Source organism: Mesorhizobium sp. M7D.F.Ca.US.005.01.1.1 (assembly GCF_003952545.1).
Classification (GTDB): domain Bacteria; phylum Pseudomonadota; class Alphaproteobacteria; order Rhizobiales; family Rhizobiaceae; genus Mesorhizobium; species Mesorhizobium loti.
The window spans coordinates 2505577-2523638 of the sequence record NZ_CP034453.1 but is presented as its reverse complement, the minus strand read 5'-3'; the positions used below and the strand labels follow the sequence as shown (position 1 = coordinate 2523638).

The following is an 18062-nucleotide window of genomic DNA, read 5'->3' as shown; positions in this document are numbered from 1 at the left end:
GCGATGCAGCTGTCAGCCAGTTGTCAGGTTGAATTGGCTATGTCGCACCAATGACGGTGAAATCGCCGTCTGACACGGCCGATCGAAATCCCAACCGCAGGCGCGACATTCGCGCCCAACCTCCCGAATGGAGCCATCATGTATCGCACACTCGTTCTCGCCGCTCTCGCCGGCATGGTCGCAGGACCGGCGCTCGCTGCCGGCGGCAGCTGCAGCACCGCCCCGAAATCACAGTTCAAGCCCAAGGCAACGCTCGAGGCGCAGTTGACTGGCGAAGGCCTCACCGTCCGCCAGATCAAGGTCGAGAAGGGTTGCTACGAAGTCTATGCGGTCGACAAGGCCGGCAAGAAGGTGAACATGGCCTACAATGCCGAGACCCTTGAAAAGCTCGACAATGCCGAAGCCGGCGAAAATTGATCCGAACGTTTCGATAGCCACGGACGCGCGGGCATCGCCAGAGATGGTGCGCGTCTGGGACCGGGTCGTGCGAAGTTTTCACTGGGCGCTGGTGCTCAGCTTCGTCACGGCCTGGCTCACCTCGCATTCCTCGGAGGACATCCATCATTGGGCTGGCTACGCCGCGGCCGCGCTGGTCGCGATGCGGCTGTTGTGGGGCGTTCTGGGCACCCCCTATGCGCGCTTCTCGCAATTCGTGCGTGATCCGGCAACAGTACTGCGCTACCTCTCAGCATTGCTGAGCGGTCGCGAAGCCCGCTACATCGGCCATAATCCGGCCGGCGGCGCGATGGTGATCGTGTTGATCGGGGCGATGGGATCGACCGCGCTGACCGGATGGCTGATGACAACGGACGCCTATTTCGGCGTGCCATGGGTCGAGGCGGCGCACAGCCTCGCCGCGCACAGCCTGCTCCTGCTGGTCCTTTTCCATATGGGCGGCGTCGCGCTGGCAAGCTTTCGCCATCGCGAAAACCTTGTCCGGGCCATGATTACGGGGCGAAAACGCAAAGCCGAGCCCGCGGACATAGCCTGACGATCTGTCAACGCGCCAAGCGATTCTCGCCCTCGACGATCTCAGGGGCGCAAGCCGCCATTCGTTCGGCGACGGCGAGAGCCAGCCACGCGACATCGGGCGAGTGGATCGGACACATGTGCAAGCTCGATGAGCGAGCGCTTTTCCCGGGCGCCCAGGAACCCCAAACTTGCCATTTGCCGCTCGCAAACGGATTTGACCCGTATCAAGGCAGCTAGCGCTTATTTCTTGTCTGTTGCCTCCCATCAGAGCCTTCAATTTTTGGGAGAGCATCATGACTACGGCTGATTTCAACATCCCTATTCCGAAGGTCGCGACCGCGGCGCCAACAAAACTTCGACTGGGTTCCCTGACCGCATTGGTGATTGGATCGATGGTCGGTTCCGGCGTTTTCAGCCTGCCGCAGAACATGGCGGCAGGTGCTGGTCCCCTCTCAATCCTGATTGGCTGGGCGATCACTGCGGTCGGCATGCTGGCGCTGGTCTTCGTTTATCAATCGCTTGCAACCCGCAAGCCCGAGCTCGACGCTGGGCCCTACGCTTACGCCAAGGCCGGCTTCGGTCCCTTCATCGGTTTCAACAGCGCCTGGGGCTACTGGATCAGTGCCTGGGTCGGCAACGTCTCCTACGCCGTGATCGTGTTCAGCGCCCTGTCCTATTTCTTTCCGGCATTCGGCGACGGAAACACCTGGCAGGCGGTGCTCGGCGCATCGATCCTGCTGTGGCTGATCCACGTCCTGGTTCTCGCCGGTATCCGCCAGGCCGCTGTCGTGAACCTCATCGTCACGGTGGCCAAGATCGCTCCGATCGTCCTGTTCGTCGGGGTTGTTGCCGTCGCTTTCAAACTGCAAGTCTGGTCACTCGATTTCACCGGTCTGGGCAACGCCAGTCTCGGCTCGATCACCGCACAGGTGAAGAGCACGATGTTGGTGACGCTTTGGGTGTTCATCGGCATCGAAGGCGCCAGCGTATTTTCCGGCCGCGCCGAACGTCGCAAGGACATCGCGACGGCGACCGTACTCGGCTTCTTCACCTGCCTCGCGCTTTACGCCCTGGTGTCGCTGCTGTCGCTCGGCATCCTCAGCCAGCCTGAACTCGCCGCGCTGAAGAACCCCTCAATGGCGGGCGTGCTGGAAGCGGTTGTCGGTCCTTGGGGCGCCATCCTCATCAACATCGCGCTTGTCGTGTCCGTGATCGGCGCCTTCCTCAGCTGGACGCTGCTTGCGGCCGAAATTCCACATGTCGCCGCCAAGGACGGCACGATGCCGAAATTCTTCGGCTGGGAAAGCGACCGCGGTGTGCCGTCGATCTCCCTTCTGATCACCAACCTGCTCGTCCAGGCCTTCCTCGTGATCACGCTCTTTGCACAGAGTACTTACCAGGCACTGTTCTACATCGCGTCAGCCGCGATCCTGGTGCCTTACATCTTTTCCGGAGCCTACGCTGCCAAGCTCGCGCTGACTGGAGAGAGCTACGAGAGCGGCGAGCAACGCTTCGGTCCGCTTTTTGCCGGGCTGCTGGCAACGGTCTACGGACTGTGGCTCGTCTACGCGGCCGGACCCGCATATCTGTTCATGTGCGCGATCCTTTATGCGCCCGGCATCATCTTCTACATCTGGGCGCGCCGCGAAACCAATCAGCGCGTGTTCCATCCTGCCGAAGCAGCCCTCGCTGGAACTCTCATCGCTGTCGCCATCCTCGCCGTTTACGAGATGTGGACCGGCGCCATCAGCCCGCTGTGAGAGGAATGACGGCGATGACAAGCCTGGGTGTCCACTCCGAAGTCGGACGTCTGCGCGAGGTGATGGTCCATCGTCCGGACCTCAGCCTGCGCAGGCTGACACCGGAGAACTGCAAGGCGCTGCTCTTCGACGACGTGCTGTGGGTCAAGCGGGCCCGCCAGGAGCATGATGTCTTCGTCGACGCGTTGCGCGAACGCGGCGTGCTGGTGCATTCTTTCGGAGAGCTCCTGGCAGAAACAATGAGCTTGACCAAGGCCCGCGACTGGCTTCTCGACCGCCGGGTTCATCCCGGCGTCGTCGGGCTGGACATGGTCGACGAGATGCGTGGCTGGCTCAACGAGATGCCTGCGGAACTGCTCGCGACCTATCTTGTCGGCGGCATCGCCCGAGCGGAGCTTCCGTTCGAGCCCAAAGGCCTGACCGGAAGGACGCTCGCGCCCCAGGATTTCGTGCTGCCGCCGCTGCCGAACCAGCTTTTCACCCGCGACAGTTCCTGCTGGATCTACGGCTCGGTCTCCGTCAATTCCATGTACTGGCCCGCCAGGCGCCCGGAAGCGGCCAATGTCGAAGCTGTCTACCGTTTCCATCCCCGGTTTCGAGACAGTGGGATTCCCTTTGTGTCGCCGGATCTGGGAACAGGCACCAGCCTGGAAGGCGGCGATGTCATGCCGATCGGTGGAGGAACGGTTATCGTCGGCATGGGGGAGCGCACCACGCCGCAAGCCGTGGGCGACCTTGCGCGCAGCCTGTTCGCGGCCGGCGAGGCCACGCGTGTGATTGCCGCGCTAATGCCGCGGGATCGCAGTTTCATGCATCTCGATACCGTCTTCACCTTCTGCGACCGCGACCTGGTGACCATGTACCCGCCGGTGGTCGAGCGGCTGCGCACCTTCTCGTTGCGGCCGGGCGATGGCGCGGCGGCGGTCGAGGTCACCGATGAGACAAAGCCGTTCACGGCTGTTGTTGCTGAAGCCCTTGGACTGAAATTGCTGCGGATCATCGCCACCGGTGGCGACCGCTACGAGGCCGAGCGCGAGCAATGGGATGACGGCAACAACGTTGTTGCGGTCGAGCCAGGTGTGGTCATCGGCTACGACCGCAACGTTTATACAAACACGCTCCTGCGCCGTGCAGGAATTGAAGTGATCACGGTCGAAGGCGCCGAGCTTAGCCGCGGGCGCGGCGGCGGGCACTGCATGACCTGTCCGATTGCCCGCGACCCGATTTGATCCGAAAGGAATCCCTATGTCGATCAATCTTCATGGCCGCTCCGTCCTGACCCTGGACGATCTCACGGCCGACGAGATTCGCTTTCTTCTCAAGCTGGCCGCCGATCTCAAGGCAGCCAAGCTCGCCGGTCACGAGATACCGCGTCTCGTCAGAAAGAACATCGCGCTGATCTTTGAGAAGGATTCGACCCGCACCCGGACCGGGTTCGAGGTGGCGGCCTATGACCAGGGCGCCCACGTCACCTATTTCGGTCCCACCGGCAGCCATATCGGCCACAAGGAGTCCATGAAGGACACAGCCCGCGTGCTCGGCCGCATGTACGACGCCATCGAGTATCGCGGCTTTGGCCAGCACCAGGCCGAACTGCTTGCCACGCATGCCGGCGTGCCCGTCTATAACGGTCTCACCGACGAGGCGCACCCAACCCAGATCCTCGCCGACTTCATGACGATGCGTGAATTCACGCATAAACATCTTTCGGATGTGACCGTCACCTTCGTCGGTGAGGGTCGTGACAACGTCGCACAGTCATTGGCGCTGGGAGCAGCCAAGGTCGGCATCGATATGCGCATTGCCTCGCCGAAGGAGCTTTGGCCGGATGAGGAATTCTGCGCCCATGTCCGGGACCTGGCGGAACGCAGCGGTGGCCGTTTCCGGCTCGACGAAGACGTGACGGCCTGTGTCCAGGACGCCGACTTTGTTTACACAGACGTGTGGATGTCGATGGGCGAGGACAAATCAGGCTGGTCCGAGCGTATTCGTCTTTTGACGCCATACCGCGTCACCAGCGAGGTGATGGCCGCGGCCGGCAACCCCCACGTCAAATTCATGCATTGCCTGCCGGCATTCCACAACACCGATACAGAGATCGGCGCCTTCGTTGCGAAGGAATACGGCATCGACTGCATGGAGGTCACGGACGAGGTGTTCGAGTCGGCTGCGTCGATCGTCTTCGACCAGGCCGAAAACCGGATGCACACGATCAAGGCCCTTCTCGTCGCCACGATCGGCAACTGAGATGCTTATCGTCATCGCGTTGGGCGGAAACGCACTGCTACGCCGTGGCGAACCGATGACGGCGGAGAACCAGCGCGCCAACATCAAACGCGCCGCATCCGTGCTCGCCGAACTCATCGGCGAAGGACACTCGGTTGTAGTCACGCACGGCAACGGCCCGCAAGTGGGCCTGCTCGCACTCCAGGCCGCTGCCAGCCCGGGCGACGGGGCGTTCCCACTCGACGTGCTCGGGGCCGAGAGCGCCGGCATGATCGGATATGTGATCGAGCAGGAGCTCGGCAACCTCCTCAAGCAGAGGCTGTTCGCAACCCTGCTGACGCAGGTGACTGTGGACCCGCACGATCCGGCCTTCGCTCACCCAACGAAGCCGATCGGCCCGGTCTACGATGAGGCAACCGCACGCAAGCTTGCCACCGAGCGCGGCTGGCAAGTCGCGCCTGATGGCGATAAATGGCGTCGCGTCGTACCCTCGCCACGACCGCTGGAGATTCTGGAAGCGTCGGTGATTTCATTCCTCGTCCAACGCGGCGTGATCGTGATCTGCACCGGTGGCGGCGGGGTTCCAGTAATAACCCGTGACGACGGCAGTCTTTGCGGTGTGGAAGCAGTTATCGACAAGGATCTGGCAAGCTCGCTTCTCGCTCGCAAGTTGAAGGCAGACATGCTGCTTATGCTGACGGATGTCGACGCCGTCTATGTCGACTACGGAACAGCGGCCGCTCGGGCGCTCCGGCGCGTGAGCCCCAAGGAGCTATCGGGCAGGACTTTTCCGGCCGGCTCCATGGGACCGAAGGTCAGCGCTGCAATCGAATTCATTGAAGCGACAGGCAAGCCTGCTGCAATCGGCAAGCTCGACGATGCCGTCGAAATTGTCAGAGGGGAGCTCGGCACCTGGTTCGAAGCCAGCGCCCTGCCCTCGCCCATCGAGCCTGCGAGGCCCTAGGCTGCTGCCACGACACCGATGACATAGTTCTTGCCATAGGCTTTCGCGCATTTCGGGCATGTCGTGTAGAAGAAATACACATCACCCGGCTCTGTGTTTCGATCGCGCGCAATCTGCCGCATTTCCTCATCCCAGGTCCTCGCCTGGCTGTACGGCCCTTCGAACAATTTGGTCACATAGTCGCCGCTCAGCGTGGTCATCTCCTCGTTGGCGACAGGTTTCGAGACCGCAAACAGATGTTCGCTGGTCCAGGGCGAGACATCCTTACTGAGCACGATAAACTGATCGAGATCGGAAGCGCCGGCGTCTTCCATGTGCCTATTAACGCGCGCGAATACGCTGCCCATGTTCATCGGGATGTGCATGACGCTGTGGGTTATGGCCTTGACGAACCGCTTGTCCTTGAAGTGCAGTTCCTGGCTGTCCCAACCCTCGGGATTGAATTCGGGGCAGCAACCGGTTGCGTTGACACTCGCGTCGTATCGAGGCGTTTCATTCGTCTTCATGGCTGTTCCCCATTTGAGCAGCCATCTGACGGACAATGGGCCTACCCATCATTGATCCTTGTCAAGACGGCCCTGAATCCCGATCGAAGCGCATCAAAGCGGCCGCGGCCCTTGTTCCTCGACTGCCTTCAATCGGACCACTGAAACCGAGCAAAGGGCTTGTGCCACGACCTTGGTCGAGACACTGCCGAGATGGCGGCGGATTGCCGAGGACGCCCGCGCTCCAACGACGATGTGCCCGGCGTCATTGTGCTCCGCGTAATTGAGGATCGCATCGGCGGGGCTGACCGCTTCAAGCACATGATAACTGACGCGGTCTTCCGGCAGATGCAGTGGATAGGCCCAATCCTTGAGCGCGACGAGCCGCTTCAAGTAGACTGAGCGCCCTGTTTCGTCGGTCGCCGGCGTCTCGCCGATGATTTCCGTCTTCAGGACCGTCACGCAGGCCAGCCAGGAATCCTCGCGCGACGCAAGCACGCGGGCGGTCTCGTTGAGAACCTCGCCTGCCAGCGCATCACTACCATTGGCCAGATCGACTGCGGCAAGAACAATTGACGGTCCGGCCTGCGTTCTCGACAAGGTCGGCTTGCCGACAAGCGATCTGTCATCCGTCTTGCGAAACAGCTTCTTGATTGCGGCCCACACCCCCTCGTCCTGGGGCTTACGCCTGACAACCACGACCTGGTCGGGATTCCTCAGGTCGGACAGAACGTGCGCCGCCTCGACATATCGTCGAGACCTGTCCACCTCCATGCATCGCAGAATGATGGCTTCAAACCACCGCGGAATGGCGTCGTTGATATCGCGCGGCAGCCTGGGGGTATGATAGAGCCTGCGCTTCATCCCCGCGAAAGTCGCCGGCCGCCCGAACGGCTCCTCGCCCGTAGCCAACTGATAGAGGATGCAACCTAATGCAAACAGGTCACTTGCAGGATCGGATCGCTCTCCGAGCACCTGTTCCGGCGAAATATAGGCGGCGGTACCCATCGGCACCGAGCTTTCCGCGCCGAGAAGATCGGGAAGCTCTGCATGCCGGGCGAGCCCGAAGTCGAGGAGCACCGCGCCGCGCTCGGCGAGAATGATATTCTCGGGCTTGAGATCGAGATGGACGACCTTCTGCCGGTGCAGGGCGGCGAGTGCCGTTGCGATATCGGTGCCGATCCTTGCCGCCTCGTCCACGGGCAGCGGCGTGTTGCCTACGAGATCCGCCAGGCCGGTGCCGGCCACGAACTCCATGGCAATATAGGGAACCTGCGCCAGACTGCCGGATGACGCAAAACGCGGCACATACGGTCCCGACAGGCGTTTCAGGATCAGCTCCTCCGCCTCGAAACCGAGGATGACGGAAACATCCCCGCCCGGGTCGAGAAACGGGATCTTCAGCACAAGCGGGAAATCGTACCGGGGGTTGGTCGCCCGCCAGAGCGAGGCCATGCCGCCGGAGGGCAGCTTTTCGACCAGCTCGAAACCATCGATGACCGCCCCTGCCTCAAACCGTTGCATCGAATACGTCTCCTTAGCGGCCGATCTTCAGACGCATGCCAAGCCATCCAGGCAGGCCGGCGGCTTGAATCTTGCTGGCTGTTTCTTCGTAATCATAGGGAACACGAACCATCGTGACCTCGTGTCGCTGCGTGTCGACAAGAACAAAGCACGCCGCCGGGTTGCCGTCGCGCGGTTGGCCTACCGCGCCGGCGACTACCAGGTGACGCCTGATCTCGGACAACGGCGCCGCCACATTGTCATGCGGCTGAAAATGCGTTGGCCGGCGACCGGGCAGCGCGTAGTAGATGGCGGGAATGTGGGTGTGGCCGCAGAAAACGAAGCGGGCGTCGCTTGCCGAGAGGCAGCGCTCCGCCGCATCCACGTCGCGTATATAGGGCCATTTTCCCGGCCGCTCGGCGCTTGCGTGCACATACCGACGGTCCTCGGATTGCAGTGAGAGCGGCAGTCGCGCCAGGAAATCAAGATGTGCCGGAGCGATGCGTTCGCGAGTCCACTGGACTGCGAACCGCGCGTTCTCCGTCATGTTGCTTAGATTCAGCGCCACTGCTTCGTCGTGGTTGCCCATGATGCAAAGCGCGCCATCAGCCATCAGATGGGCGGCCTTCTCGATCACATAGATGGGATCAGGACCGTAGCCGACCAGATCACCGAGCAATACCAACTCGTCTGGACTACCGCGTTCGTGGACAGCTTCCATGACCGCGTCGAACGCCTCGCGATTGGCATGGATGTCAGACAGGATTGCAATGCGCATTCAACCTTGTCCCAGAGATTGGCAAAACATGGCAAGGCGCGTGCCACGGGTGATTGATACGGCTGCGTCGCGATCATTGGGGACGGCTAAAGCAATTTGCCGTCTCTTTGGGGTGGCGAAACATGGCTGAGTGATGCCGAGTCTGGCTCAGCGTCTGCCGTCGCGCCTTTGTAAACCAAGCGTATGACAAAGACGAAGTATCCGACCTGCAGAACGACCAAGTCGATAATCGCCCAGCCCAGTGCTGTCCAGACCGAGCCCGTTACCGCGTAGGTCCACACCGCAACGATGGCCGAGGTGACAAACATTCCCACCACAAACTGCGGAAGATACATTGTTGCGCATCAACCGCCCCGGACCTGATATAAGTTCGAAACGGCTCCCCATTGCTATGCAAAAGCTAAGGGGATCATAGGCATCCGGATTGGCTTGTGGCTTGACGTGGATCAATCAGGCCGGGCGTCAGTCAACTGGTTTCTTTTTGATTGTTGCAAATCTGGCCAATTCCTCGGCCAACAGATTTTTAAGCGTTGCACGACGGTCCGGGTCTGTTTCGGATATGAGCTTGTGCCTGAAATGCTTGATGTTTTCGTGATGTATGTATTCGCGGTAGGGATCCTGCATAACCGTATCCCTCCTTTGGGGAGACGCAACCGCGACGCTAGGCGTCTATTCGGTCCAAGGCCAGCGTAATCGCTCGTTGAAGGCCGTAGCCGCACTTGGCGGCTGCGAATCCGCTCCGTGTTTAAGTAGGTAGTTTCCCGTAGGGATATAACCGAATTTCGCGGCCCCCGGATTCGCGCGATTGCTGTGTCACGGATCAACCGGGAAAACAGCCATGCACGCCCCCACGAGTTCCAGAATCTCACTGCTGTCGCATTCTGTGCAACCAAGCCTGCCGGATGCGTTCGACCCGGCGCCGCTGCAGCCGGTGAGCTTTTTTCCCGCCGGCGCGGAAATCTATGCCCAGGGCGAGAAGGCTGGGGCCTTCTATCAGGTCGAGTTCGGTGCCGTGCGCATCTACCGCCTGCTTGCCGACGGCCGCCGGCAGATCAGCGCCTTTCACCTCGCCGGAGAGACATTCGGGTTCGAGGCAGACGCAACACATCATTTCTTCGCAGAGGCAATCAACGCCACAGCTGTCCGCGTTTTGCGGCTCACTACCGGGGCGGACATGTCCCGCCAACTATTGCCCTTGGCGCTGAAGGGTTTGACCCGCGCGCAGGAGCATCTGCTGGTTCTCGGCCGCCAGAACGCCATCGAACGCGTCGCCGCTTTCCTGGTTGACATGGCGGAGCGGCAGGGCGGCTTGCGGCAGGTTGAGTTGCCAATGTCGCGTATGGACATCGGCGACTATCTCGGCCTGACCATCGAGACCGTGTCGCGGGTCTTCACCCGGCTGAAGGACAAGGGCGTCATCCGCCTGCTCAACCTGCGCAGCATCGAAATCGTCAAGCAGGATGTGTTGCAGACCATGGGCGAATGAGGGTGCCTGCCTACGAAAAAGAGAGACGACAATGACGCCGCAGAACCGGCCTCAGTTCAAGGACCAGATGACGATGGACAATACACTTACCACCCACACCGGCTTTCGCTTCGACGTGCGCCGCGCGCGCGCTGAAGATGAGCCGACGCTGGCCGAGTTCTTCACCCATGTGACTCCGGAAGACCTGCGCTTCCGCTTTCTCGGCGCTGTGAAGGAAGTCTCGCATGAACGGCTGGTGGCGATGACGCGTTCAGATGACGCCCATATCCATAATTTTCTAGCATTCTCGACCGACGGGATGCTGATCGCGGTTGCGACGCTGGCGAGCGATCCGGTCGATCGAAACGGCGAGGTTGCGATATGCATTCGTGCGGACCGCAAGCATCTGGGCGTTGGCTGGGAGCTGCTCGCCTATATCGCGAAATATGCCGAAGAACTCGGCCTCAAAGCGATCGAGTCGATCGAGAGCCGTGAAAACCGTGCTGCGATCGAGGTCGAGCGCGACATGGGTTTCACCGTCACGCCCGATCCCGACGATGCGACGCTTGTCCTGGTTCGGCGGGAACTGGGATCGCGATCAGCCGGTTAGCTTCGCGGCCCCTCCCGGGTCGTTGCGGGCGCTGCAGATCGGAAGATGAAAATCTCCGTGGCCACGGCGCGTTCTTCATCCGCTGGAATGACAAGCACATCGACGCGGGAATTCGCAGCGCTGACCACCTCCTCGCCTCCTCGGTTTCGCTCCTCGTCGAGGCCGACCCCAAGCCAGGCCGCGGCGGCGCTGATCCTTTCCCGGACCAAGGGCGCGTTTTCGCCGATGCCGGCAGTGAACACCAGCGTGTCCAGCCCTCCCATGGCAGCGGCCAACGATCCTATCTCGCGTCCGATCCGATAGACGAAGAGATCGACAGCCTGTGCGGCGGCAAGATCGTCCGAGCCGATCAGCGTCCGCATATCACCAGATATTCCGGACACACCGAGCAGGCCTGATTGCTCGTAGAGAATCGTGACCAGTTCGTCCCCAGACAGCCGCCGTTCCTGCAGCAAGTGGAGGATCACCCCCGGGTCCAGCGCGCCGCAACGCGTGCTCATCAGCAGGCCGTCCAGGGTCGAAAATCCCATCGTCGTGGCGATGCTCCGTCCAGCGTCCATGGCGCACAGGCTGGCGCCGCTGCCGAGATGGGCGACGATCGTGCGGCCACCCGCGCGGGTGCCGTAACGATCATGCAGCTTTGCAGCGATATGGCTGTAAGACAGCCCATGAAAGCCGTAGGACACGATGCCCGCCTCGGACATTGCGCGCGGTAGCCCGTAGATTTTGGCGAGCTCCGGCCGGGCTGAATGAAACGCCGTGTCGAAGCACCCTATCTGGAGGGCCTGCGGCAAGAGCTTTGTGGCCAGCGCGACAAGCTCGAGATTGATTCGTTGGTGGATGGGCGCCATCGGCTCAAGCAAGCGCAGCGCTTTTAGCGTGCGTTCGTCGAGCCGCGTTGCTTCGGTGAAGTCACGCCCGCCGTGAACGATCCTGTGCCCTACCCTGTCGATGCGACGCAGGAGATCGTTATCGGCGAGCACGGATGCAACCGCCGCGAACGCCTTGTCCATATCGATCCGTGCTTCGCCCAGGCTCCTATCGATCTTGGACACGCTGGCCGCGGCCTCGACACGCAGCCGCGGTTGTTGACCGAGGGAGGAGACATTGCCGCGCAGCAGTACCGGAAGTTGGTCACGCCCTTCGAAGACGGCGAACTTCAGGCTCGAAGAACCGCCGTTCAGGACAAGGATCGCATCGGTCATGAAACCATCCGATATGTTTCCGTCCCTATGTGCTTGAGGTCAATCTGGACGCTTCAGCGCCGCATCAGCATCCTGTCCCCACTTCCAGTCAAGGATCTCGGGCATATCCTGCCCATGGGCGCGAATATAGGCTCGATGTTCAAGCAGCTTGCTGTCCATCGCCTGCTTCAGGCCGACCCGCACGCTCTTCAGTCGCGGCACCCAGTCGAGGGCGCTTTGGACGATATGAAAGCGGTCGAGGCCATTCAGGACCGTCATGTCGAAAGGCGTCGTCGTCGTCCCTTCTTCGTTATAGCCACGCACATGGATGTTGTCGTGGTTGGTGCGCCGATAAGTCAGGCGATGGATGGTCCAGGGATAGCCGTGATAGGCAAAGATGACCGGCTTGTCGGTAGTGAACAGCGCGTCGAAATCGCGATCCGACAGACCGTGCGGATGGTATTCCTTTGGCTGAAGAGTCATCAGGTCAACGACATTGACCACCCTGATCCTGAGATCGGGAACCTGTTGCCTGAGGATCTGCACCGCGGCCAGCGTTTCTAGGGTCGGGACGTCGCCAGCGCAAGCCATCACGACGTCGGGCTCTGCCCCATCGTCAGTTGACGCCCAGTCCCAGATGCCGACCCCTGCCCTGCAGTGAATGATTGCCCTATCCATCGACAGCCACTGCCAAGACGGCGGCTTGCCGGCGACGATGACGTTGATGCGGTTCCAGGTCTGCAGCACATGGTCGGTCACGCACAACAAGGTGTTGGCGTCCGGTGGCAGGTAGACCCGCACAATATCGGCCTTCTTGTTGAGGGCGACGTCAATGAAGCCGGGGTCCTGATGGCTAAAGCCGTTGTGTTCCTGATGCCAGACATGGCTGGACAACAGATAATTCAGCGATGCGATCGGCCGCCGCCACGGGATATCGCGGCAGGCATCCAGCCATTTCGCGTGCTGATTGAACATGGAATCGACGATGTGGATAAACGCCTCGTAGCAAGAAAACAGGCCATGGCGCCCGGTGAGCAGATAGCCTTCCAGCCAACCCTGGCAGGTGTGCTCAGAGAGGATTTCGAGAACCCGGCCGTCGCGGCCGAGATGGACGTCTTCGGGCAGAATCTTTTCCATCCAGGCACGTTCCGTGACCTCGAACACGTCTTGAAGCCGGTTCGAGGCGGTCTCGTCCGGGCCGACGATCCGGAAGTTCTTTGAGGCCTCGTTCAACTTCATGACGTCACGCAGGAAACTACCCATGACCCGCGTCGACTCAGCCTTGATGGCGCCAGGGCGCTCAAGCGCAATGGCGTGGTCATGCAACGCCGGCAGATCCAGAGACCTTCGCAGCAGGCCGCCATTGGCATGCGGGTTGGCGCCCATACGTCTCGTCGCCTGGGGTGCCGTGGCGCGGATCGCAGCGACAGGAGCGCCGGCGGCGTCGAACAGTTCCTCGGGCCGGTAGCTTTTCAGCCACTCCTCGAGCAGCTTGAGATGGGCCGGGTTTTCCGCAAGGCCAGACAAGGGTACCTGGTGCGAGCGCCAGAAGCCCTCGGTCTTCAGACCGTCGACCTCTTTCGGTCCCGTCCAGCCCTTGGGGCTGCGCAGCACGATCATTGGCCATTTTGGTCGTGACGCGGTCGCCGCAGCTCCGTTGCGGGCGGCATGCTGGATAGCCTGGATCCTATCAAATGCATCGTCGAGCACGCTCGCCATTCGCTCATGCATCAGCACAGGCTCGTGGCCCTCCACGAACAGCGGCTCATAGCCATAGCCGGCAAACAGCGCGCGCAATTCGTCTTCGGGAATGCGGGCCAGAATGGTCGGATTGGCGATCTTGTAGCCGTTCAGATGCAGGATCGGCAGCACCGCCCCGTCGCGCGCCGGGTTGAGGAATTTGTTGGAATGCCACGCGGCTGCCAGTGGCCCCGTTTCAGCCTCGCCGTCACCGACGACACAGGCGACGACAAGGTCGGGATTGTCGAAGGCGGCGCCATAGGCATGCGAAAGTGAATAGCCCAACTCTCCGCCCTCATGAATCGAGCCGGGCACATCCGGTGCTGCATGGCTCGGGATACCGCCGGGAAACGAAAACTGCCGGAACAGCTTGCGCATCCCCTGCTCGTCCATCGCAATGTCCGGATTGAATTCGCTGTAGGTGCCTTCCAGATAGGTATTCGCCACCATTGCCGGGCCGCCATGGCCTGGGCCGCAGACATAGATCACATTTGCTTCCCTGAGCCGGATTGCGCGATTGAGGTGTGCATAGATAAAACTCAAGCCCGGCGACGTTCCCCAGTGGCCGAGCAGGCGCGGCTTGACGTGCTCCAACCGCAACGGTTCGCGCAGCAGCGGATTGTCGAGCAGGTAAATCTGGCCGATCGTCAGATAGTTGGCAGCACGCCAATAGGCATCGATATCGTGCAACTCGCGATCGGACAGAAGGCCACGGGAAGCTGGTATTGTCGTATGCTCTGTCATGTCTGGCTCCCATCGCCTGTTGGCGCCCTGTCGCCGGACTGCGACACGGGCCTGTGTTCTTTGATCTGCAGCGAATGGACACCAACGCGTTCGCGCGCTTTCAGTTCATCGCTTCACGGCCTCTATGCGTCGTTGTCCTCGAGCGCCCTGCGCATGCGCCTAATCACCGCTGCGCGACCCCTCTCGTCGGCCGCAGCGGTGACCGCCTCGTTTACGTCCAGGAGAAGCCTTGAAAGGTCGTTGTGCCAGTCGAGGCGGGCAATCTTTCCCGGCGTCAGACGGCGGGGCTCGTTAACCTCGACCGGCAAACTCCGACCGGGGGTCAATTGGAAAGCATCGTCTAGCCTCGGGATGATGATCTTGTCGTCGGGTATCAGTCCTGCAAGCCTTCCACGCAGGCCGCCGAGTCCAGCCTCCTCTCCATGCGTCAGGAACACCTGCTGCGTCACCGGAGTTCGGGCTTTGAGCCAGGCAACCAGTTCGCTGGCGTCGGCGTGGCCGGAATAGAGGTCGAACAGGGTGATGCGTGCTTTGACCTCGACTTCCTCACCCTGGATGCGCACACGCTCAGCGCCGTCGAGCAGTATCCTCCCGAGCGACCCTTGGGCCTGGTATCCGGCCATCATCACCGTGGCGCTCCTGCGCCAGAGATTGGCCTTGAGATGATGGCGGATTCGCCCCGCATCGCACATGCCGCTGGCGGCGATCACCACGAAGAAGCCGGTCAGGCGATTGATCGCCTTGCTCTGTTCCACCGTCTCTGTGAAGCGCAGCTCCTTCGAGTTGAGGGCCAGGCGCAGCACGTCACCCTGTTCGATCTCGTTGGCATGGCGCTCAAAAATCGCACTGGCGCGTGTTGCCAGCGGCGAGTCGACGAAGACCGGGGCTGACGGCACCTCCCCCGCTTTCATGAGCAAATACAGATCGACCAGCAGTTCTTGCGTCCTCTCGACCGCGAAAGACGGAATAATGAGGGGGCCACCGGCCTCGGCGGCGCCACGAACGATGTCGCCGAGCTGGGATCGCCGCTGCTCCGGCGAGACGTCAGGTCGCTCTCGGTCGCCATAGGTCGATTCACAGATCAGATAATCGACGCCCGACGGCCCCTCTGGATCGGTCTGAAGCAGCTTGTGGCCGGGGCCTATGTCGCCCGAGAATATGAGGCGCAGGGGCGCATCCTGCCGGTCGATCTCGAGTTCGACCGATGCCGAACCAAGCAGATGGCCGGCATTCCAGAAGCGGGCGCGAAGGCCTTCGGTGACGGTGGCCCATTCGCCGTATTCCAGAGCCCGGAACAAGGTCATGCAAGCGGCCGCATCCCGCAGGCTGTAGATCGGCTCGACCGGCGGCCGACCGCGCTGCGCGTTACGGCGGTTCAGGTGCTCGACCTCCATTTCCTGAATATGAGCCGAATCCGGCAGCATGACCGAGCAAAGATCGATGGTGGCGCGAGTGGTGTGGATCGGGCCGGCAAATCCCTGCTTGACCAGTTTCGGCAAAAGGCCGCTGTGGTCGATATGTGCATGCGTTAGAATGACGGCGTCAATCGCGTCCGGTGGAAACGGGAACGCACCATAGTTCAGTTCCCTTTCCGACTTCGACCCCTGAAACAGGCCGCAGTCGACGAGAATCCGCCCGCGCGGCGTTTCGATCTCATAGCAAGAGCCGGTGACACCATGAGCCGCGCCGTGGAAGCGCAGAACAGGATCCGTGTCGCGATTGCCTCTCATATCGCCACAACCTAATGCGACAGCAGGACAGGCAGACGCAGATCCGCGAGAATGTCTTCGGTGGCACCGCCAAGCACGAAGTCCCTGACGCGGGAGTGACCATATCCGCCCATGACAAGCAGGTCGCCGCCGATCTTGAGAGCATGTTCCTGGAGAGCTGTTCCGATCGACCGATCCCCTGCCTGGATCGAGGCGGCCTCGGCCACCAGACCACGCGTCCTCAATCCCTGCGCAAGGCGTTCGCCGATGTCCTGTCCAGGAAGTGGCTTTTCATCGGTCACGGTCACAACGGTGATCATGGAGGCCCGTTCGAGAAACGCGTGTGCGTCGGCAACAGCCCGTGCGGCCACTCGGCTGGCGTCCCAGGCGATAACGACATGTCCAAGGACCCCGACGTCCGTGGAGTCAGGAATAAGCAGGGTCGGTCGACCCGAGCCGAACAGTATCGCCTCGGCTATCATCCGCGCCGTCTGGTTGGCCGGCGCCCAGCCGACCAGACAGACATCGAAATAGCGGGAGTGGTTTGCGGCAACATCGCCCATCCGGGCCGGTGCTGCGGTCAACTCCTGCGTGGTGAGGGTCACACCGCCATGCGCTGCTTCTTTCGTAATCGCCTCCAGCAGGACGCTGCCGCATTTGCGGCTGGTCGCCTCGACCTCTCGTATCTTGTTTGGAAGATCGAGCAAATAGCTCGAGAGCGCGTTCGAAACGTCGGGAATGTCGACATTGACGGCAACAGCATGCAGCGTCGCTTCGATATTCTTGGCGACTGCGACTGCATTCGCTGCGATTTTCGAGGAGCTCGCGTCTGGAAATGTCGCCAAGGACAGAGATGCCATCAGCTTCATCGGATTTCGCCTCCGTTGCGGCAAAGGCCAAACGGCCATCTTTCGCGACATTTGTAATCACAAGGGACGAGGCGAGCTTTGATCCACCGCAAATGCGTCTTCATCCTGAGGGGTGGCTAGGCGTTTGGTTAGGAGCAGCGGGAGCCCTTTACCCAGCCGCTGTGATGCGGATAGCTCCATGGCTGTGGGGACGCAATCATGCTGTTCACAACACCAGAAGGTGGAAGGTCGCCGCTCGCCGGCGAGCGAAGCTCTCAAAGCGGATTGGGAAGTGGCACGCGCGTCCGCCCAAGAGACGCTCTCCGCGCGACAGGAGCAGATGGAGCGCCAATCTGCTGTCAATCGAGCGCTCAGGCTCGGACGCGTTCCCTTGATCGCTGCAAGAATTATCAGGGCAATCGATGACGCCGGTCTTCTCGGCGAAGGCATTCGTATTGCGGGAACCAATGCAATCTACGCCTATGAGGCGACGGCCGGAGTGTTCGTGGATCCGGGCATCACGTCTACGGAAGACATTGGCCTCCTCATGGATGCGCGCCAGTCCCTCAGAATCATGGCTGACACAAACGTCGAAGACGGAGCGCTCATCAACCTCTTGCGCAAGGTCGATCGGTCCTTCGAGCGTTCATCCGCAACGTTCCGCGCGGTGAACCGCGACGGATATCTCGTCGATCTGATCAAACCGCTTGCGACCCCGGAGTGGAAGCAGAGTCGGCAAACTGTTGAAGGCCGACGACGAATTGGTTGCCGTCGAGATCGCCGGCTTGGCATGGCTGGAAAATACCCCTGCTTTCGAAGCAATCGCGATCGATGAAAAAGGTGGGCCATTACGCCTCGTCGTTCCTGATCCCCGGATTTTTGCCGCGCACAAATTCTGGGTGTCGAAACGAGCTGATCGCGAGCCAATCAAGCGCCGTCGCGACTTGGCCCAGGCGCAAGCTGTTGCCGGGCTCACGACCCAGTACCTCAAGCATCTTCCGTACGAAGCAAGCGAGCTTCGGGCCTTGCCCGGTCCGTTTTCGACGACGCCCATCATTTGTTCGCATGACTCGC

General features: G+C 61.2%; 17 protein-coding genes. 9 read left to right on the top strand and 8 right to left on the bottom strand.

What is annotated here, in order from left to right; all coding sequences use genetic code 11:
- Positions 1-138 precede the first annotated feature (138 nt).
- The 6 genes from EJ076_RS12230 (at position 139) to arcC (ending at position 5922) form a co-directional block, all read left to right on the top strand.
- Positions 139-417 carry a PepSY domain-containing protein gene (locus EJ076_RS12230; protein WP_126068003.1) on the top strand — a complete coding sequence of 93 codons (279 nt, stop codon included), beginning with the start codon at positions 139-141 and terminating at the stop codon, positions 415-417.
- A 43-nt stretch (positions 418-460) separates the two neighbouring features.
- Positions 461-991, top strand: a complete 531-nt coding sequence (locus EJ076_RS12225; RefSeq protein ID WP_126071033.1) for a cytochrome b/b6 domain-containing protein — start codon at positions 461-463, stop codon at positions 989-991.
- A gap of 274 nt (positions 992-1265) precedes the next feature.
- Positions 1266-2732, top strand: a complete 1467-nt coding sequence (gene arcD / locus EJ076_RS12220) for an arginine-ornithine antiporter (RefSeq protein WP_126068002.1) — start codon at positions 1266-1268, stop codon at positions 2730-2732.
- 14 nt (positions 2733-2746) lie between these two features.
- Positions 2747-3961 carry an arginine deiminase gene (locus EJ076_RS12215; RefSeq protein WP_109672562.1) on the top strand — a complete coding sequence of 405 codons (1215 nt, stop codon included), beginning with the start codon at positions 2747-2749 and terminating at the stop codon, positions 3959-3961.
- 16 nt (positions 3962-3977) lie between these two features.
- Positions 3978-4979, top strand: coding sequence for an ornithine carbamoyltransferase (gene argF / locus EJ076_RS12210; protein ID WP_109672519.1), 1002 nt, complete (start codon positions 3978-3980; stop codon positions 4977-4979).
- A 1-nt stretch (position 4980) separates the two neighbouring features.
- Positions 4981-5922, top strand: coding sequence for a carbamate kinase (arcC, locus tag EJ076_RS12205; protein ID WP_109672522.1), 942 nt, complete (start codon positions 4981-4983; stop codon positions 5920-5922).
- Here the strand turns inward: arcC and EJ076_RS12200 are convergent.
- The 4 genes from EJ076_RS12200 to EJ076_RS12185 form a co-directional block, all read right to left on the bottom strand.
- A complete protein-coding gene (locus EJ076_RS12200) occupies positions 5919-6428 on the bottom strand; it encodes a hydrolase (RefSeq protein ID WP_126068001.1) in 510 nt (169 codons plus the stop codon). The two genes, arcC and EJ076_RS12200, sit on opposite strands and share 4 nt — an antisense overlap.
- A gap of 93 nt (positions 6429-6521) precedes the next feature.
- Positions 6522-7931, bottom strand: coding sequence for a bifunctional serine/threonine-protein kinase/universal stress protein (locus EJ076_RS12195; protein WP_126068000.1), 1410 nt, complete (start codon positions 7929-7931; stop codon positions 6522-6524).
- Positions 7932-7944: 13 nt separating this feature from the next.
- Positions 7945-8688 (bottom strand): metallophosphoesterase family protein, encoded by a 744-nt coding sequence (locus tag EJ076_RS12190; RefSeq protein ID WP_126067999.1) that lies wholly within the window; start codon positions 8686-8688, stop codon positions 7945-7947.
- Positions 8689-8774: 86 nt separating this feature from the next.
- The gene (locus EJ076_RS12185; RefSeq protein ID WP_126067998.1) at positions 8775-9023 is read right to left on the bottom strand and encodes an exopolysaccharide production repressor protein; all 249 of its coding nucleotides are present in this window, start codon (positions 9021-9023) and stop codon (positions 8775-8777) included.
- Between the two features lie 503 nt (positions 9024-9526).
- Here EJ076_RS12185 and EJ076_RS12180 point away from each other — a divergent pair.
- Both EJ076_RS12180 and EJ076_RS12175 read left to right on the top strand, forming a co-directional pair.
- A complete protein-coding gene (locus EJ076_RS12180) occupies positions 9527-10174 on the top strand; it encodes a helix-turn-helix domain-containing protein (RefSeq protein ID WP_126067997.1) in 648 nt (215 codons plus the stop codon).
- Between the two features lie 73 nt (positions 10175-10247).
- Complete coding sequence (locus EJ076_RS12175; RefSeq protein ID WP_126071032.1) at positions 10248-10763, top strand: GNAT family N-acetyltransferase; 516 nt, start codon at positions 10248-10250, stop codon at positions 10761-10763.
- Here the strand turns inward: EJ076_RS12175 and EJ076_RS12170 are convergent.
- The 4 genes from EJ076_RS12170 to EJ076_RS12155 form a co-directional block, all read right to left on the bottom strand.
- Complete coding sequence (locus EJ076_RS12170) at positions 10760-11968, bottom strand: acetate/propionate family kinase (protein WP_126067996.1); 1209 nt, start codon at positions 11966-11968, stop codon at positions 10760-10762. The two genes, EJ076_RS12175 and EJ076_RS12170, sit on opposite strands and share 4 nt — an antisense overlap.
- Before the next feature lie 39 nt (positions 11969-12007).
- On the bottom strand, positions 12008-14431 hold the full coding sequence (locus EJ076_RS12165) for a phosphoketolase family protein (RefSeq protein WP_126067995.1): 2424 nt from the start codon (positions 14429-14431) through the stop codon (positions 12008-12010).
- Between the two features lie 122 nt (positions 14432-14553).
- On the bottom strand, positions 14554-16161 hold the full coding sequence (locus EJ076_RS12160) for an MBL fold metallo-hydrolase (RefSeq protein WP_126067994.1): 1608 nt from the start codon (positions 16159-16161) through the stop codon (positions 14554-14556).
- Positions 16162-16172: 11 nt separating this feature from the next.
- Positions 16173-17000: a universal stress protein gene (locus EJ076_RS12155; protein WP_245463026.1), complete on the bottom strand. Its 828-nt coding sequence runs from the start codon at positions 16998-17000 to the stop codon at positions 16173-16175.
- A 187-nt stretch (positions 17001-17187) separates the two neighbouring features.
- Here EJ076_RS12155 and EJ076_RS12150 point away from each other — a divergent pair, with 187 nt between their 5' ends.
- Positions 17188-17823: a GSU2403 family nucleotidyltransferase fold protein gene (locus EJ076_RS12150; RefSeq protein ID WP_126067992.1), complete on the top strand. Its 636-nt coding sequence runs from the start codon at positions 17188-17190 to the stop codon at positions 17821-17823.
- Positions 17824-18062 lie beyond the last annotated feature (239 nt).

Coding starts and splice junctions, on each gene's coding strand:
- EJ076_RS12230 (WP_126068003.1), top strand. CDS start 139: ATGTATCGCACACTCGTTCTCGCCGCTCTCGCCGGCATGGTCGCAGGA.
- EJ076_RS12225 (WP_126071033.1), top strand. CDS start 461: ATGGTGCGCGTCTGGGACCGGGTCGTGCGAAGTTTTCACTGGGCGCTG.
- arcD (WP_126068002.1), top strand. CDS start 1,266: ATGACTACGGCTGATTTCAACATCCCTATTCCGAAGGTCGCGACCGCG.
- EJ076_RS12215 (WP_109672562.1), top strand. CDS start 2,747: ATGACAAGCCTGGGTGTCCACTCCGAAGTCGGACGTCTGCGCGAGGTG.
- argF (WP_109672519.1), top strand. CDS start 3,978: ATGTCGATCAATCTTCATGGCCGCTCCGTCCTGACCCTGGACGATCTC.
- arcC (WP_109672522.1), top strand. CDS start 4,981: ATGCTTATCGTCATCGCGTTGGGCGGAAACGCACTGCTACGCCGTGGC.
- EJ076_RS12200 (WP_126068001.1), bottom strand. CDS start 6,428: ATGAAGACGAATGAAACGCCTCGATACGACGCGAGTGTCAACGCAACC.
- EJ076_RS12195 (WP_126068000.1), bottom strand. CDS start 7,931: ATGCAACGGTTTGAGGCAGGGGCGGTCATCGATGGTTTCGAGCTGGTC.
- EJ076_RS12190 (WP_126067999.1), bottom strand. CDS start 8,688: ATGCGCATTGCAATCCTGTCTGACATCCATGCCAATCGCGAGGCGTTC.
- EJ076_RS12185 (WP_126067998.1), bottom strand. CDS start 9,023: ATGTATCTTCCGCAGTTTGTGGTGGGAATGTTTGTCACCTCGGCCATC.
- EJ076_RS12180 (WP_126067997.1), top strand. CDS start 9,527: ATGCACGCCCCCACGAGTTCCAGAATCTCACTGCTGTCGCATTCTGTG.
- EJ076_RS12175 (WP_126071032.1), top strand. CDS start 10,248: ATGGACAATACACTTACCACCCACACCGGCTTTCGCTTCGACGTGCGC.
- EJ076_RS12170 (WP_126067996.1), bottom strand. CDS start 11,968: ATGACCGATGCGATCCTTGTCCTGAACGGCGGTTCTTCGAGCCTGAAG.
- EJ076_RS12165 (WP_126067995.1), bottom strand. CDS start 14,431: ATGACAGAGCATACGACAATACCAGCTTCCCGTGGCCTTCTGTCCGAT.
- EJ076_RS12160 (WP_126067994.1), bottom strand. CDS start 16,161: ATGAGAGGCAATCGCGACACGGATCCTGTTCTGCGCTTCCACGGCGCG.
- EJ076_RS12155 (WP_245463026.1), bottom strand. CDS start 17,000: ATGGCATCTCTGTCCTTGGCGACATTTCCAGACGCGAGCTCCTCGAAA.
- EJ076_RS12150 (WP_126067992.1), top strand. CDS start 17,188: ATGGCTGTGGGGACGCAATCATGCTGTTCACAACACCAGAAGGTGGAA.